Source organism: Candidimonas humi (assembly GCF_019166065.1).
GTDB classification, from domain to species: Bacteria; Pseudomonadota; Gammaproteobacteria; order Burkholderiales; family Burkholderiaceae_B; genus Candidimonas; species Candidimonas humi.
In genome coordinates this window covers 114,342-130,880 of sequence record NZ_JAHTBN010000003.1, presented here as the reverse complement: position 1 = coordinate 130,880, position 16,539 = coordinate 114,342, and the positions used below count along the sequence as shown (strand labels likewise).

At 68.3% G+C, this 16,539-nt stretch carries 14 protein-coding genes; 1 reads left to right on the top strand and 13 read right to left on the bottom strand.

Features of this window, described 5'->3' with window-relative positions; genetic code table 11:
• Positions 1 to 10: 10 nt before the first annotated feature.
• The 11 genes from acnA to KVP10_RS07495 form a co-directional block, all read right to left on the bottom strand.
• Positions 11 to 2,701 (bottom strand): aconitate hydratase AcnA, encoded by a 2,691-nt coding sequence (gene acnA, locus KVP10_RS07545; protein WP_246600539.1) that lies wholly within the window; start codon positions 2,699 to 2,701, stop codon positions 11 to 13.
• A gap of 326 nt (positions 2,702 to 3,027) precedes the next feature.
• Positions 3,028 to 3,912: a LysR family transcriptional regulator gene (locus KVP10_RS07540; RefSeq protein WP_217963959.1), complete on the bottom strand. Its 885-nt coding sequence runs from the start codon at positions 3,910 to 3,912 to the stop codon at positions 3,028 to 3,030.
• A gap of 98 nt (positions 3,913 to 4,010) precedes the next feature.
• Positions 4,011 to 4,715: a haloacid dehalogenase type II gene (locus KVP10_RS07535; protein WP_217963958.1), complete on the bottom strand. Its 705-nt coding sequence runs from the start codon at positions 4,713 to 4,715 to the stop codon at positions 4,011 to 4,013.
• A 115-nt stretch (positions 4,716 to 4,830) separates the two neighbouring features.
• A complete protein-coding gene (locus KVP10_RS07530) occupies positions 4,831 to 5,835 on the bottom strand; it encodes an L-threonylcarbamoyladenylate synthase (protein WP_217964499.1) in 1,005 nt (334 codons plus the stop codon).
• Positions 5,836 to 5,845: 10 nt separating this feature from the next.
• A complete protein-coding gene (locus KVP10_RS07525) occupies positions 5,846 to 7,027 on the bottom strand; it encodes a 5-(carboxyamino)imidazole ribonucleotide synthase (RefSeq protein WP_246600471.1) in 1,182 nt (393 codons plus the stop codon).
• Positions 7,024 to 7,560 carry a 5-(carboxyamino)imidazole ribonucleotide mutase gene (purE, locus tag KVP10_RS07520; protein ID WP_217963957.1) on the bottom strand — a complete coding sequence of 179 codons (537 nt, stop codon included), beginning with the start codon at positions 7,558 to 7,560 and terminating at the stop codon, positions 7,024 to 7,026. The genes KVP10_RS07525 and purE overlap by 4 nt, the downstream gene beginning before the upstream one ends.
• A 12-nt stretch (positions 7,561 to 7,572) precedes the next feature.
• Positions 7,573 to 8,457 (bottom strand): phosphoribosylaminoimidazolesuccinocarboxamide synthase, encoded by an 885-nt coding sequence (locus KVP10_RS07515; protein WP_217963956.1) that lies wholly within the window; start codon positions 8,455 to 8,457, stop codon positions 7,573 to 7,575.
• 153 nt (positions 8,458 to 8,610) lie between these two features.
• Positions 8,611 to 9,675, bottom strand: coding sequence for a class II fructose-bisphosphate aldolase (gene fba / locus KVP10_RS07510; RefSeq protein ID WP_217963955.1), 1,065 nt, complete (start codon positions 9,673 to 9,675; stop codon positions 8,611 to 8,613).
• A gap of 204 nt (positions 9,676 to 9,879) precedes the next feature.
• Entirely contained in the window at positions 9,880 to 10,530 is a 651-nt protein-coding gene (gene mog, locus KVP10_RS07505; RefSeq protein ID WP_217963954.1) for a molybdopterin adenylyltransferase, read from the bottom strand.
• An 85-nt stretch (positions 10,531 to 10,615) separates the two neighbouring features.
• Positions 10,616 to 11,374: an SDR family oxidoreductase gene (locus tag KVP10_RS07500; protein WP_217963953.1), complete on the bottom strand. Its 759-nt coding sequence runs from the start codon at positions 11,372 to 11,374 to the stop codon at positions 10,616 to 10,618.
• A gap of 102 nt (positions 11,375 to 11,476) precedes the next feature.
• The gene (locus tag KVP10_RS07495) at positions 11,477 to 12,910 is read right to left on the bottom strand and encodes an aldehyde dehydrogenase family protein (RefSeq protein WP_217963952.1); all 1,434 of its coding nucleotides are present in this window, start codon (positions 12,908 to 12,910) and stop codon (positions 11,477 to 11,479) included.
• A 370-nt stretch (positions 12,911 to 13,280) separates the two neighbouring features.
• Here KVP10_RS07495 and KVP10_RS07490 point away from each other — a divergent pair, with 370 nt between their 5' ends.
• Complete coding sequence (locus tag KVP10_RS07490; RefSeq protein ID WP_246600470.1) at positions 13,281 to 14,135, top strand: NAD-dependent epimerase/dehydratase family protein; 855 nt, start codon at positions 13,281 to 13,283, stop codon at positions 14,133 to 14,135.
• Positions 14,136 to 14,233: 98 nt separating this feature from the next.
• On the opposite strand, the gene lpxO is transcribed toward KVP10_RS07490, so the two are convergent.
• Both lpxO and KVP10_RS07480 read right to left on the bottom strand, forming a co-directional pair.
• Positions 14,234 to 15,133, bottom strand: coding sequence for a lipid A hydroxylase LpxO (gene lpxO / locus KVP10_RS07485; RefSeq protein WP_217963951.1), 900 nt, complete (start codon positions 15,131 to 15,133; stop codon positions 14,234 to 14,236).
• A gap of 123 nt (positions 15,134 to 15,256) precedes the next feature.
• Positions 15,257 to 16,453, bottom strand: coding sequence for a phosphoglycerate kinase (locus KVP10_RS07480; protein WP_217963950.1), 1,197 nt, complete (start codon positions 16,451 to 16,453; stop codon positions 15,257 to 15,259).
• Between the last annotated feature and the right edge of the window lie 86 nt (positions 16,454 to 16,539).

Below are 16,539 nucleotides of genomic sequence, written 5' to 3'. Positions count from 1 at the left end.
TCGAGCCAGCCTAGGCGGTGGCCGCCGGCGTGCGGGCGGATCTCAGCACGCCCGCGACGTACGGCAGGATGCCGCCGGCGCGGTACCAGGCAATTTCGCGCGGGATGTCGAGCCGGCACGTCAACTCGATAAGGGTCGATTCTCCGTTGCTGCGGCGGATTTCGCAAGCCAGCGCCTGGCGCGGCTGCAGCGATGCCCATGGCCCGGCGATGCTGAAGGTCTCGCTGCCGTCCAGCCCGAGATCGGCCGCGCGAGTGCCCGGCGGCAGTTGCAGCGGCAGCACGCCCATGCCCACCAGGTTGGAGCGATGGATGCGTTCGAAGGACTCGGCGATCACCGCGCGCACTCCCAGCAGCCGCGTGCCCTTGGCGGCCCAGTCGCGCGAAGAGCCCGTGCCGTATTCGCTGCCCGCCACGACCACCAGCGGCACGCCCTCGGCACGGTAGCGTTCCGCGGCCTCGCAGATCGGCAGGATCCCGCCGTCCGGCTCGTGGCGCGTCCAGCCGCCCTCGCGCCCGCCCGCCATGGCATTGCGCAGGCGCGGATTGTCGAATGTGCCGCGCATCATCACATCATGGTTGCCGCGCCGCGTCAGCAGGGTATTGAAGTCGGCCGGCTCCACGCCGAGGCCGGCGAGGTAATCGCCCGCCACCGTGCCCGCGCGGATGGCATGCACCGGGGAAATGTGATCCGTGGTGATGCTGTCGCCCAGCAGGGCCAGCGGCCTGGCATCGACAATATCGCCCTGGCCGATGCCGGGCTCGCCGTTATCCAGTTCGAAGTACGGCGGCCTGCGGATGTAGGTGCTGCGTTCATCCCAGTCGTAATGCATGCCGCGCGGCGCGCGCAGCGCCTGCCAGCGCCGCTCGCCCTGGTCGGCGCCGGCATAGCGGCGCTCGTACAGCGTGGCGCTGATGTGCTTGCGGATGACCGCCTCGATTTCGGCTTCGTCGGGCCAGACTTCGGACAGCCACACCGGCTTGCCGTCGCGGTCCAGCGCCAGCGGCATGCGCGTGAGGTCGATGCCGATGGAGCCGGCACAGGCATAGGCCACGACCAGCGCCGGCGAGCACAGGAAGTTGGCGCGCGCCAAGGCATGCGTGCGGCCCTCGAAATTGCGGTTGCCCGACAAGACGGTGGCCACCACCAGATCCGATTCTTCGATCTGGCTGGCGACTTCGGGAGCCAGCGGCCCCGACGCGCCGGCGCAAGTCATGCAGCCGTAGCCCACCAGTTGGAAGCCCAGCGCATCCAGGTCCTGCCTGAGCCCCGCGGCCTCGAGATAGTCCATGACCACCCGCGAGCCGGGCGCCAGCGAGGTCTTGATCCAGGGCCGCACGGCGACGCCCCGCTGGCGCAGCTTGCGGGCCAGCAAACCCGCCCCCACCATGGCCTGCGGATTGGATGTATTCGTACAACTGGTGATGGCCGCCAGCACGATGTCGCCATGCTGCAGGCGGCGTGCCTGCGCGCCCGGGACGTCCGCGGGCAGCGGGCCGCCGGGCGGCGTCCAGCCCCGCAGCCGTTCGGCATAGACTTCGGCGAAACGCTGCGGCGCGCCGCCCAGGTCGACGCGGTCCTGCGGCCGGCTCGGCCCGGCCATCGACGGGCGCACCGCGCCCAGGTCGAATTCCATGCGCTCGCTGTAGACGATCGCCTCGCCGTCGGCGGGGCGCCACAGGCCCTGGGCGCGGGCATAGGCGCGCACCAGCTCGACCTGCTCGGCGCTGCGCCCGCTGGCCTGCAGATAATCGAGCGTGGCCTGGTCGACCGGGAAAAAGCACATGGTGGCGCCGGATTCCGGGGCCATATTGGAAATAGTGGTGCGATGGGACAGGGGCAAGTGATCCAGCCCGTCGCCATAATATTCGACGAACTTGCCGACCAGCTTGCGCCGGCGCAGGGCTTCGGTCAGCGTCAACACGATGTCGGTGCTGGTCACGCCCGCCTGCGGCTTGCCGGTAATGCGGCAACCCACCACTTCGGGCAGCAGCATGGAGATCGGCTGGCCCAGCATGGCGGCGCCGGCCTCGATGCCGCCCACGCCCCAGCCCAGCACGCCTATGCCGTTGACCATGGGCGTGTGGCTGTCCAGGCCGACGAGCGTGTCCGGGTAGGCCATGGTCTTGCCCTCGGGTCCGGGGCCGGTCCAGACCACGCGGGCCAGGTATTCCACGTTCACCTGGTGGGCGATGCCCATGGACGGAGGAATCACCCGCAGATTGGCGAACGAGCCCTGGGCCCACTTGAGAAAGGTGTAGCGCTCGGCATTGCGCCGGTATTCCAGAGCCAGGTTCAGGTCGTAGGCCTCGTCGCTGCCGGCATGCTCGGTGACGCAGGAATGGTCGACCACCACGTCGACGGGAATCAGGGGATTCACCTGCGCGGGGTCGCCGCCGGCGGCGCTTACCGCCTCGCGCATCGCGGCGAGATCGCCCAGCAGCGGAATGCCCGAGGCATCGGGCATCAGCACCCGAGCCGGATGAAAGCTGATCTCCTGGTCGCTCGATCCGTGCACCAGCCAGCCGCGCAGGGCCTGCAGGTCGTGGTCGTCGCCCGCCTCGCGGCAGCGCAGGCTGTTTTCCAGCAGGATGCGCAGGCAGACCGGCAGGCGGTCAGCCTCGATCAGCCCGGCCCGCTGTGCGGCGCGCAGGCTGACGAAATGGTAGCGCCGCCCGCCCGCCTCGAGGCTTTCGAGCAGATCGGCGGGCTGGCCGGCGGCAATGGGGGACGTCGTGGCGGTACTGATGGCGGGCCTCCGTAAAAATCAAAGCGCCGGACTCCCGGAATGGAATTCGGCCTTTTGATTTTATGGGCCGCGGCGCGCCGCCATATAAAAGCCAGGCAGCCATATTCTATAAGGATAGCTTATGGAAAAGCGATTTGACGGCCTTGTTTACTTGCCGGCAACGCCGATTTCAAGACGGTCAGCAACAAGCCCGAGGGCGGAAACGCCGCGAGCCATGGAGCCGCGCCCTCCCAGCCCCGCAGGCCCGGCCAACTACGTACAAGCCCGCGCGGACAGCGCTATACCGCGTCCAGCAGCATCGCGAACTCGGTCGCCAGCGACGGCCGCAATTGCGGCGCCCAGGCCATGCGGATTTCGAAGCGCGGCAAGTCTTCGCCGTCGCTGATGTCCAGCACCCGCACGCCCTGGTGCAGGAACTGCCGCACGGACGCCGGCAGCAGGCAGACGCCCAGTCCGGCCGCCACGCAGGCCAGCGCCGTGGTGGAGCGCTCTACTTCCTGGACCACGCGCCCCTCTTCCCCGGCCCTGCGCATGGCGGCCAGGATGCGCATCCGGAGAAACGGCAGGTTGCGCTCGGGAAACCAGATCAGGCCGGCGCGCGCGACTTCCGCCAGGCTGACGCTGCCGTCCCGCCCTATCGCCAGGCCGGCCGGCACCACTGCCACCATGGGCTCGCGGCTGACGATTTTTTCGCGCATGCGGCCGGTCAGCGACACCGGAGTGTGCAGCAGCGCAACGTCGATAATGCCGTGGGCCAGCGCCTGGGCCTGGGACAGATTGCCCATTTCGCGCAGCACGATCTCCACGCCCGGCTTTTTCTCGCGAAACGCGCGCAGCGCCCGCGGCAGCACGGTGTGCGTGGCCAGCGTGACGAAACCTATGGTCAGGCGACCCGCCAGGCCCGCAGCCACCGCCTTGGCGCGCAGCGCCGCCGCATCGGCGCGGGCCAGGCTCTCGCGCATGTCGTCGACGATCGCCAGCCCCGCGGGGGTCAGCTCCGCCCCCGCGCGCGAACGCACCAGCAACTGCACGCCCAGGCCGCGCTCCAGCTTGTTGATCACCTGCGTCAGCGCGGGCTGCGACACATCCAGATATTCGGCCGCCTTGGTCAGGCTGCCCAGGTCCGCTACCGCCAGGAAGTAGCGCATGTGGCGATTTTCCATCGGGGCTCCTCGAGGCCAGGCCTACGCAGCAGGCGCGGCCGGGCGTGCCGCGCCGGCCGGCGTGTCCCGCATCGGGCGGGACGCTTTTCTGCCCTGCCTCACCATCCCAGTCCGGCGAAAAGCGGCGGGACGCCGTCCAGGGTGCGCAGGGTCGCATCGGGCGTGTAGTCGGGCAAGGGGCTGCGGCCGGTGCCGCGGTCTATCCATACGCAGCGGAAGCCCAGGTCGCGGGCGGCAGTGTGATCCAGTTTCGGGCTGGCGCAAATATGCACCACCTCGTCGCGGGACACGCCCAGCGCTTGCCAGGCATATTCGAAGATCCGGCGCGAGGGCTTGTAGGCCTGCGCCTGCTGCGCCGTGATCATGCGGTCTATATGGCCGCCCAGTTGCGCGATATTGCCCGCGATGATGTCATCGTCGGTATTGGAAATCACGCACAAGCGATAGCCTTCGCGCTTGAGCCGGCCCAGGGTCTCGACCACCTCGGGAAACGGCGGCATGGAGGAAATGCGGCGCGTCAGCACTCCCGCATCGTCCGCGCCGGCCGGCAGGCCCAGCTCGGCCAGGGCCAGGCGCAAGGCCCCGCCTGCCACGTCGCGAAACGAACGATGCGGCGCCTCGCACTCCAGCGCGTGCTCGTGCCGGTCGAACACCGCCAGGAACTGCGCCGCGTCCACCCCGCCCCCAGGCTTGGCCCGCAGGATCTCGCTCACCGCCTCCATCAAGCCTTCGTCCCACTGTATAAGCGTGCCGTAGCAATCGAAGGTCAGCCACGCGGGGCGGGAGGTGTTTTGCAGGGACATGGCAGGCTCCGGGTGGGTCAGGGTTCGAACGGATTCCTTCGCTCTTGCGCCGATACGCGATCGCGGCGGCAAGCGCGCCGCAACGGCGCGCAGCCGCCATGACCGCCGGCTCGCATCACTCGAACGCTGCGGCGGCCCGGCCTACGCGGTCGTTGACCGCGCGCCAGGCAGGCAGGGATGGCGGCTGTTCGAGCACGATGCAATCGTAGCCGCCCGCGTCCAGGCGGCGCAGCAGTGCGTACAGTTCGCGGGCATAGGCGGCCGGCTCGCGGGGCGCGGCGTGCCAGTCGACTTGCGCGCGCGGCGCGCGCGCCGCCGCATCGAAGACCACTGCGGCCACCCGGGCGCCGCCGACGGCGCATTGCTCCAGGCAACGGTCCAGATCGGCCGCAGCCGCCAGGCGCAAGGGCGTGCGCGGCGCATAGTGCGCCTTCAGCGAACCGGAAACGCGCGGCGCGGCGGCATCGGGACTGCCGACCGGCTCGCCCAGCACTTCGGCCAATTGCGCCGCGGAAATATGGCCGGGGCGCAGCAGCGCCGGCCCCACCCCGCGCCCCAGGCGCGACAGGTCGACGATGGTGGATTCGATACCGACCTCGGAAGGGCCGCCCTCCAGCACCAGCAGACGGTCCGGGCCCAGTTCCGCGAACTCCGCACGCACGTGCTCGGCGCGCGTGGGCGATACCTGACCGAACTTATTGGCCGACGGCCCCGCCACCCCGCCCTGGCCGTTCGGCTTGAGCGCGGCAAAACGCCGCAACAGCGCCTGGGCCACGGGATGCGAGGGGCAGCGCAGGCCGACGCTGTCCTGGCCGCCGCTGACGGCGGCCGGCACATGCGCGGCACGCGGCAGGATCAGGGTCAGCGGCCCTGGCCAGAAAGCCTGTATCAGGGCGCGCGCCTGCGCCGGAATCTCGCGGGCCCAGTAGGCGAGATCGGCCTCGGGCGCCACGTGCACAATCACAGGATGATTGGCCGGCCGGCCCTTGGCGGCGTAGATGCGCGCGATGGCCTCGGGATTCTCGGCATCGCCGCCCAGGCCATACACGGTCTCGGTCGGAAAGGCCACCAGGCCGCCCTCGGCCAGCCGCCGGGCGGCGGCGTCCAGGGCCCGGCCCATGTCGGGATCGCTATGCGGCACGATCGAAGGGGATGTGCAAGGCTGCGGCCGCCGCGGCTGCCGAGCGGCGCGCCGCATCGAGAGTGGGCGCGACCACATTGATATGGCCCATCTTGCGGCCGCGCCGCGCCTCGGCCTTGCCGTACAAGTGCAGCGAGGCACCGGGCACCGCCAGCACGCCAGCCCAGTCGGGCTCGCGGCGCGCGCCGCTGGCCGGGTCGAACCAGACATCGCCGAGGATGTTCAGCATGATGGCCGGACAGAGGCTGTCGGTGCTGCCCAGGGGCAGGCCGGCCATGACGCGGGCCTGCTGCTCGAACTGGCTGGTGATGCAGGCATCCATGGTGTAGTGGCCGCTGTTGTGGGGGCGCGGCGCAATCTCGTTGGCCAGCAGGCGTCCGTCCTGCAGCACGAAGAATTCCACGCACAGCACGCCGTGGTAGTCGAGCCCGGCGGCAATGGCCAGCGCCGCCTGCGCGGCGCTGCGCTGCAATTCGGCCTGCTGCTGGTCGAGCTGCGTGGGCACCGTGGACACGGCCAGTATGCCGTCGCGGTGCTCGTTCCAGGCCGAGGGATACACCACGCAACGGCCGTCGAAGCCGCGCGCCAGCACTACCGACAGTTCGGCCCGCAGCGGCATCAGGGCCTCCAGCACGCAGGCCACCCCGCCGAAATCGGCGTAGGCCTTCCGCGCCTGATCCTTGTCGGCGACGCGCGCCTGGCCCTTGCCGTCGTAGCCCAGGCGGGCCGCCTTGAGAATACCGGGAAACAATTCGGGCGACGCCGCGTCGAGATCCGCGGCAGTGCGGATCTCGGCATAGGGCGCCAAGGGCACGCCGGCGCCGGCAATGAAGGCCTTTTCGCGGATGCGGTCTTGCGCAACGGCCACGGCCGAACCGGCCGGGGCGACGCGCACGTCGCGCGCCAAAGCATCGAGGCTAGGCGCCGGAACGTTTTCGAATTCCGTGGATACAGCCTGGCAGCGCGCCGCCAGTTGCGCCAGGCCGGCCGCGTCGTCGTAGGCCGAACGGATGTGCAGGTCGGCTACGTCGCCGGCCGGGCAGGACTCGGCCGGCTCCAGCACCGCCACCTTGTAGCCCAGGCTTTGCGCGGACTGGCAGAACATGCGCCCGAGCTGGCCGCCGCCCACCATGCCCAGCCAGTTGCCGGGCGCGATCATCGGATATTTCATAGTGTCACGTGCGGGGGCACGGTCATGGCCTGTGCCGCCTGGGTCTGGCGGGCGCGGAAGTCCTGCAGCTTGCGGCGCAGTTCGGCATCGGTGGTGGCCAGGCAGGCCACCACATGCAGCGCGGCATTGGCGGAGCCGGCCTCGCCGATGGCGAAAGTGGCCACCGGCACGCCCTTGGGCATCTGCACGATGGAATACAGCGAGTCCTCGCCGCGCAGGTATTTGGAAGGCACCGGCACGCCATAGACGGGCACGGGCGTGAAGGCGGCCACCATGCCGGGCAGGTGCGCGGCGCCGCCCGCGCCGGCGATGATGGCGCGCAGGCCGCGCGTGGCCGCGGTGGAACCGTATTCCGCCATCTGCTGCGGCATGCGGTGCGCGGACACTACTTTCAGTTCGTGCGGCACGCCGAATTCTTCGAGGATGGCCGCCGCGTGCTGCATCACTTCCCAGTCGCTGGACGAGCCCATGATCACGCCCACCAGCGGGCTGGCGGATACGGCGCTGGGAGTGTCGATAGTGAATTCAGCCATGAAAACCTCCGGTCAGGCGCCGATCAGCCGCGTCATCGCCTCGCGGTATTTCGCGGCGGTCTTTTCCAGCACGTCCGCGGGCAGGCGCGGCGCCGGCGGCGTCTTGTCCCAGGGCTGGGTCTCGAGCCAGTCACGCACGAACTGCTTGTCGAACGACGGCGGGCTGATGCCCTCGGCATATTGGTCGGCGGGCCAGAAGCGCGAGGAATCGGGCGTCAGCACTTCGTCCATCAGGTACAGGCCGCCCTGCTCGTCCAGGCCGAACTCGAACTTGGTGTCGGCGATGATGATGCCCTTGCCGCGGGCATACTCGGCGGCCTCGGCATACAGCGCGAGCGTGATGTCGCGGATGCGGCCCGCCAGCTCGGCGCCGACTTCGCGCACTACGTGGTCGAAGTCGACGTTCTCGTCGTGGGTGCCGAATTCCGCCTTGGCCGCCGGCGTGAAGATGGGCTCGGGCAGCCGCGCCGCCTGGCGCAGGCCTGCCGGCAGCGCGACGCCGCAGATGGCGCCGCTGGCCTGGTAGTCCTTCCAGCCCGAACCTATCAGGTAGCCGCGTGCCACGGCCTCGACCAATATCGGCTTGAGCCGCTTGACCACCATGGCGCGGCCGCGCACCTGGTCGCGTTCGCCGGGAGCGACGACATCTTCGGGCGCAATGCCGGTGGAATGATTGGGCAGCACGTGGCCCAGCCGGCGCAGCCAGAATTCGGTGAGCGCGGTCAGCACCTGCCCCTTGCCGGGTATGGGGTCGTCGAGTATGACGTCGAAGGCCGAGATGCGGTCGGAGGCCACGATGAGCAGCTTGTCCTCGCCCACCGCGTACATGTCGCGCACCTTGCCGCGGCCCAGCAAAGGTAGGGATTCGATCGTCGATTGATGGAGTGCCTGCACCACGATATGTCCTTGAAATGAAAGCGCCGCGCCCGACCTGAGTCGGGCGCGGAAAATAATGGCCCCTGCACTGCGCCGGACTTTCCGGCCGCCACGCGTAGGGAGCACGGTTGCCGTGGCGCCACGGCTGCCGCGCAGCTTATGGCCGCCGCGCGCTTACTGTACCACTTGGGCCAGCTTGCCCGAGGCGTAGCGCTGGGCCATGTCGGCCAGCGGCACGGGCTTGATCTTGCCGGCGTTGCCGGCCGTGCCGAATTCTTCGTAGCGCTGCTTGCAGACCAGCTTGGCCGCCTGGCGCGCCGGCTTGAGGTATTCGCGCGGGTCGAACTTGGCGGGATTTTCGGCCATGTAGCGGCGGATCGCGCCCGTCATGGCCAGGCGTATATCGGTGTCGATATTGACCTTGCGCACGCCGAACTTGATGGCTTCCTGGATTTCCTCGACGGGCACGCCGTAGGTTTCCTTCATGTCGCCGCCGAACTCGCGGATCTCGGCCAGCAGGTCCTGCGGCACGCTGGAACTGCCATGCATCACCAGGTGCGTGTTGGGCAGGCGCTGGTGGATTTCCTTGATGCGCGAGATCGACAGGATGTCGCCGGTGGGCTTGCGCGTGAACTTGTAGGCGCCGTGGCTGGTGCCGATGGCAATGGCCAGCGCGTCGAGCTGGGTGTGGCGCACGAAATCGGCGGCCTGCTCGGGATCGGTCAGCAACTGTTCGCGAGTCATGGTGCCCTCGGCGCCGTGGCCGTCTTCCTTGTCGCCCTTCATGGTTTCGAGCGAGCCCAGGCAGCCCAGTTCGCCCTCGACCGTGACGCCGAGCTTGTGGGCCATGTCCACGACCTTGCCGGTGACGCCGAGGTTGTATTCGTAGTCGGCAATGGTCTTGCCGTCTTCCTTGAGCGAGCCGTCCATCATGACGCTGGAGAAGCCCAGCTCGATGGCGCCCTTGCACACGACCGGGGATTGGCCGTGGTCCTGGTGCATGACTACCGGAATATGGGGAAAGGATTCCACCGCCGCCTGGATCAGGTACTTCAGGAAACCCTCGCCCGCGTACTTGCGAGCGCCGGCCGAGGCCTGCATGATGACCGGGCTGTTGGTTTCATCGGCCGCTTCCATGATGGCCTGGACCTGCTCGAGGTTGTTGACGTTGAACGCGGGAATACCATAACCGTGCTCCGCCGCGTGATCGAGCAGCTGACGCATGGATACCAGGGCCATGACGGCACCTCCTGAATGCTTGTTGAATGGGAATAGCCGCCATTTTACGGGGGAAAGGGATTCGCTGCTCGCCGTCCCGCCCCGTAGGTTACGACTGGATACCACCCGCCCGGACCCTGGCAGCCGACGGCGCGGGCGGGCGATGCCGCGTGCCGGGGCTGGTGCCAAGGTCTGCCTACGCCCGAAACCTCTTATGCCGAGAACTCATGCCGCGCCGGCGTTCCGCAGCGCCGACTTGGGGCGAAAGGCCTTGACCACTTCGGGGCGGGTTTCTATATAAGGGCCGCCGATCAGGTCTATGCAATACGGCACCGCGGCGAATATGCCCGGCACCAGGGTCTTGCCGGCCTCGTCCTTGAGGCCTTCCAGGGTTTCCCGCACGGCCTTGGGCTGGCCCGGCAGATTGATGATCAGCGCCGCGTGGCTGCCGGTATCGCGTATCACCGCCACCTGGCGCGACAGGATGGCGGTGGGCACGAAACGCAGGCTGATCTGGCGCATCTGCTCGCCGAAACCCGGCATTTCCCGCGTGGCCACATCCAGGGTGGCCTCGGGAGTGACGTCGCGTCGCGCCGGGCCGGTGCCGCCGGTGGTCAGTACCAGGTCGCAGCCGACACGGTCGACCAGTTCGGCCAGCGTGGCGGAGATCAACTGCCGCTCGTCCGGGATCAGGCGCGTTGCGCACTGGCAGGGCCCGACCAGCGCGGATTCCAGCCAGCCCTGCAGGGCCGGCAGGCCTTCGTCCCGGTAGACGCCGCTGGATGCGCGGTCGGACACGGACACCAGCCCGACCAGGAGTTCGTCCGGATGGCGGCGCAGCAGCGGCGCCGCGCCTGATTCTGTATGGCCAGGCATGATTCCCTCTTCAATACTCTGTCCGGTTCACGGGGCAAGCGCGCCGGACATCGCTGCCGCAACGCGCCCGCTCATTGCAAGCCGCTTATACGCAGCGGCCGCCGTCGACTTCCAGGCAGGCGCCGGTGACGAAAGCGGCCTCGTCCGAAGCGAAGTACAGCGCCGCGTTGGCGATGTCCTGCGGAGTGGAAAAGCGGCCCAGGGGTATGCCGGCGAGGAAACGCTCGCGATTGGCGGGTGTGTCGGGCATGCCCATGAAATCCTCGACCAGGCCGGTGGCGCCTATGACGGGGTTGACGCAATTGACGCGGATATTGTCCTTGCCGAGTTCCGCGGCCATGCCCTTGCTGGCGGTGACCACGGCGCCCTTGGTGCTGTTGTACCAGACCAGGCCGGGCCGGGGCCGGATCGCGGCGGTCGAGGCGATGTTCACGAAGCAGCCGCCGCCGTGCTGGCGGAAATAAGGCACGATGTGCTTGGCGGTCCAGTAGATGCTCTTGACGTTGACGTTGAACACCTTGTCGAATTCCTGCTCGGTGATTTCCAGCAGGGGCTTGTTGCGATGCGTGGTGCCGGCATTGTTGACGACGCAATGCAGCTCGCCATAAGTATCCAGCGTGGCCTGCAGCAAGGCCTCGACACTGGCGCCGTCGGCCACATTGGCGGCGACGAAATGTGCCTGCCCGCCGGCCTTGCCGATTTGCTCCGCGACGGCGCGGCCGTGTTCTTCGTGTATATCGGCCACCACCACGCGCGCGCCCTCGCGCGCAAAAGTCTGGGCGATGCCGGCTCCGAATCCCGAGCCGGCCCCCGTGACGATGGCTACTTTGCCTGCAAGGCGCATGTTTCGTTCTCCTTACCGTATCCGTTTGCTATGTGTATGTGTGTTCGAGCGATATCCGCCATGCGCGCTCGAACCATGCAGGCCCGAGCCGTGCCGGGCCGATCAATGCTTGATGGCTATGGTCTTGAGCGTGGTGAAGCCGTACAAGGCCTCGAAGCCCTTCTCGCGCCCGTAGCCGGACTGGCCCGTGCCGCCGAAAGGCAGCTCGACCCCGCCGCCGGCGCCGTAGTTGTTGACGAAGACCTGGCCCGAGCGCAGTTTGTGCGCCAGGCGCAACTGGCGCGCGCCGTCCTGCGTCCAGACGCCGGCCACCAGGCCGTAGGGCGTGCCGTTGGCCAGGCGCACCGCGTCGACCTCGTGTTCGAAGGGGATGGCGGCCAGCACCGGGCCGAAAATCTCTTCCTGGCCCAGCCTATGGTTGGCGGGCACATGGCTGAGCAGCACCGGCGGCTGGTAGAAGCCGGCGGCGGCCGCCGATTCCTGCAGCGTGCCGCGCGCGGCGACCTGAATGCCGTCGCGGTCGGCCAGTTCCAGGTAGCCGCGCACGCGCTCGAGCTGGCGGGCGCTGATGAGCGGCCCGCAGTCGAGGTTTTCCGAGGCGGGGCCGGTGCGCGTGCATGCGAACAGCTCGGCCAGGCGGTCCATGAGCGTGGAATACAGGGGGCGCTGCACCAGCAGGCGGCTGCCGGCCGAGCAGGTCTGCCCTGCGTTCTGCATGATGGCGTTGAGCAGCACGGGCAGTGCGGCGTCGATGTCGGCGTCGGCGAACACGATCTGCGGCGACTTGCCGCCCAGCTCGAGAGTGACCGGGGCGAAGTGCGCGGCGGCCGCCTGCGCCACTTGCATGCCGGTCTGCGGCGAGCCGGTGAACGAAATGTGGTCGATGCCGGGATGGGCCGACAAGGCCGCGCCGGCCTCGGCGCCCAGGCCGGTGCAGATATTCAGGGCGCCTTCGGGCAGGCCGGTTTCCTGCGCGATGCGGGCCACTTCGAGCAAGGAAATGCAGGCATCCTCGGCGGGCTTGACGACGCAGGCATTGCCCACGGCCAGCGCGGCGCCGACGCTGCGGCCGAAGATCTGCAGCGGGTAGTTCCAGGGGATGATGTGGCCGGTGACGCCATGCGGTTCGCGCACGGTCAGCACGGTGAAGTCCTGTGCGCTGGGTATGGTGGTGCCATGCAGTTTGTCGGCCGCGCCGCCATAGAACTCGAAATAGCGGGCCACGGCCGCCGCGTCGGCGCGAGCCTGCTTGAGCGGCTTGCCGGTATCGCGCGACTCGAGTTGCGCGAGATGTTCCTGCTGGTCCAGCAGCGCAGCTGCCAGGCGCAGCAAGAGGCGGCTGCGTTCGGCCGGCGCCATGCGGCCCCAGGCGCCTTCGCGCGCTGCGCGGGCGGCGGCGACGGCGGCATCGATATCGGCAGCGCCGGAACGCGCGATGGTGTCGAAAGGCTGCCCATCGGACGGATCGATCACCGGCAGGGTCTCGCCGCTACGGGCCGGCACCCAGCGGTTGGCTATGAAGTTCTGGTAGCTCATACAGGTCTCTGGTTGGACGATGGCGTGCGGCGCGGCTGGCGCGGCGCGACCGGAATGCTGGCGACGCGCCGAAGCGCCGGGCCGGGAAAACGCAGCGCGAATCGACAGGCCATCGGCCGATCGGTGGTCAGCGCGGCTCCGGTTCAGGGCATCGGGGGCGACGTAGAATGCAGTGTATCAGCATTGGAAACGGCGTTTCGGGCCCTTCGCAAAACGAGCCGCGCAGTGGAAATCGAGTCGAGCCACGGTCGAGTCAGGCCGCGGTCGAACCGGGCTGCGGTCGAACCGGGCTGCGGTCGAACCAGGCCGCGCGCGGCGCGATCGAACGGCTATCCATGGCCAGGGCAAGGAACATCGAACAGATGACGAAATGGCGAGCGAACAAATGACGCGGCGGCGTGTACTGCTGGCGGGCGCGGGCGATCTATGCCTGCGCGCCGGCCGGCTGCTGGCGCAAAGAGGCGACGAGGTATGGGCGCTGCGCCGGCGCCCGCCCGCGGACGACTCCGCGGGACTGCGCTGGCTGGCCGGCGACCTGACACAGAAACTGCACGGACTGCCGCCGGGCATTACCCACGTGGTCTATGCGCCGGCGCCGGACCTGCGCGATGCCCAAGCCTACCGCGCGGTGTTCGAACTGGGCCCGCGCAATCTCCTGGCCGCACTCGATTGCGCCGCCCTGCAGCGCCTCGCGTTCATATCTTCGAGCGTGGTGTACGGAGACCATGGCGGCGCCTGGGTGGACGAGGACACGCCGGCATGCCCGGCGGGCTTCAATGGCAGCATCCTGCTCGAAGCCGAAGGCTGGCTGCGGGATCGGCTGGCCTGCGCGACCAGCCTGCGGCTGGCGGGCCTGTACGGCCCGGGCAGGCTGTCGCTGCTGCGCCGCATAGCCTCCGGCTCGGCGCGCGTGCCGCGCGGCGCCGGGCACTGGGCGAACCGCCTCCATATCGAAGATGCCGCGCGGGCCGTAGTGCATGTCCTGGATTTGCCGCAGGCCCGGGACTGCTATATCGGCACGGACGACACGCCGCAGTTGATCGAAGATCTCTACGATGCCCTGGCGCAAATGCTGGGGGCGCCCCCTCCCCCCGCTGGCCCCCTGCCCGCCGGCATGGGCAACAAGAGACTCAGCAATGCGCGCCTGCGCGCCAGCGGCTTCGTGCCGGCGTGGCCGGACGCGATACAGGGATACCAGGGCTTGATCGAAACAGCCGACTGGTAATCAGGGCCTATTCACACTAAAAGGGGTGCTGCACTGGCGGGCAGAAGCACGCCATGCGTCGTTGCGGACTCGTTGCGTGGGGCCCGTCTGCCGCCCCTTCAGTGCCAGAATATCGCCAGCAGGATGACGGCGAAAATGGCCCACTTGACGGCGTAGTAGACGCTGCGGTTCCAGGCCTTGAGGCGCTTGCCGACGCGGCGCACGGCGTACAGGTACTTGAAGGCGCGGTTCAGGCCGCCGGTGCGGTCGCCGATTTCGTTGGGCGAGGCGGCGGCGCGCATCAGGAAGCCGCCGATGGCATTGTTGACCGACTGCGCCCAGCGATACTTCATGGGCCGCTCGATGTCGCAGAACAAGATGATGCGATCGTGCTCGGTCTTGTTGGCGGCGTAATGCAGATAGGTTTCGTCGAAGACCACGTCCTGGCCGTCGCGCCAGGAATACTGCTCGCCATCGACGAAAATCGCGCAGCCGTCGTCGTTGGGCGTGACCAGCCCCAGGTGGTAGCGCAGCGAACCGGCATAGGGGTCGCGATGCAGGCCGAGCTTGCCGCCCGGCGGCAACTGGGCGAACATGGCCGCCTTGACCGAAGGCAGGCGATTGAGGATTTCCAGCGTACGCGGGCAGTACTGCGCCGCGGAAGGATGCGGGTTGTCATACCATTTCAGGTAGAAGCGCCGCCAGCCATTGCGGAAAAAGGAATTGAAGCCGATGTCGTTGTACTGCTGGGCCGCCTGGATGCGGCTGGCCTCGCGCAGCGCCAGCGCCTCTTCGCGTATGGTCTGCCATTCGTTGCGCAGCACCTGCAGGTCGGGAAACAGCGCGGGATGCAGGTACGGCTTGGAAGGCACGCTCGAGAACGCATACACGAAGCAGTTCAAGGGCGACATGAAGGTGGAATGGTCCGACAACTGCCGGAGAAACCCATGGCGCACCTTGCCGCGGCGGTGCGTGTAGACCGCGCAGACTACGAACAGCAACAACACTATCCAGCGCATGGGGTCACTCCCGCCCGCAGAAATATTTGAACATACAAAGCGGCAATATTATACGCCGCGGGGCGCGGGCGAGCCCGAATCCAGGCCGATGCGCCGCCTTGCGGCGCATCGGCCGAACAGCACTTACTCCGCGGCGCGCACCTTCAGCGCCTCCACGGCCGGCAGGGGCTTGCCTTCGAGGAATTCCAGGAAGGCGCCGCCGCCGGTGGAGATATAACCCATCTTGTCGGCGATATGGAACTTGGCGATGGCCGCCAAAGTGTCGCCGCCGCCGGCGATCGAGAAGGCCGGGGAATCGGCCACGGCCCGGGCCACGCCCTGCGTGCCTCCGGCGAAGGCCTCGAACTCGAACACGCCCACCGGGCCGTTCCAGACGATGGTGCCGGCCTGGGCCAGGATCGCCGCCAGTTGCGCGGTAGTGCGCGGACCGATGTCCAGGATCATGTCGTCCTCGGCCACGTCGGCCGCTTCCTTGACGGCGGGCACGGCTTCGGCGCCGAAGGTCTTGGCGCACACCACGTCCACGGGGATGGGCACCTCGGCGCCGCGCGCCTTCATCATCTCGATCACGGCGCGGGCCTGGTCGATCTGCTCGGGTTCGGCCAGCGACTTGCCGATTTTCAGGCCGGCGGCCAGCATGAAGGTATTGGCGATACCGCCGCCCACCACCAGCTTGTCCACCTTCGCGGCCAGGGCCTGCAGGATGGACAGCTTGGTGGACACCTTGGAGCCGCCCACGATGGCGACCAGCGGCCGGCGCGGCTCGAACAATGCCTTGCCCAAGGCGTCCAGCTCGGCCTCGAGCAAGGGGCCGGCGCAAGCCACCGGGGCGTAGCGCGCAATGCCCTCGGTGGTGGCCTCGGCGCGGTGCGCTGTGCCGAATGCGTCATTCACATAGACATCGCACAAGGCAGCCATCTTGCGCGCCAGGGCAGGATCGTTCTTCTTTTCGCCGACATTGCAGCGGCAGTTCTCCAGCAGCACAACCTGGCCGGGCTGCACCTGCACGCCATCGACCCAGTCGCGCAGCAGCGTCACCGGCTGGCCTAGCAGTTGCGACAAGCGCGCGCCGACGGCCTCGAGGCTGTCGGCGGGGGTGCACACGCCCTCTTTCGGACGCCCCAGGTGCGAGGTAACCATGACTGCCGCGCCCGCATCCAGCGCCATGCGGATGGCCGGCACCGAGGCGCGTATGCGGGTGTCTTCGGTGATTTCGCCGGCTTCATTGAAGGGGACGTTCAGGTCGGAACGGATAAAGACGCGCTTGCCCGCCAAGGCGCCGGCGCGTGCCAGGGAACTGAGGGTTTTGACTGTAGGCATGGATGTGAGGGTAGCCGGATCGGAAATGGAAGGTAGGCCCGAAATGAGCGTGGGGCGGGTTGCCCCGCCCCGCGCTCATGTGCAGG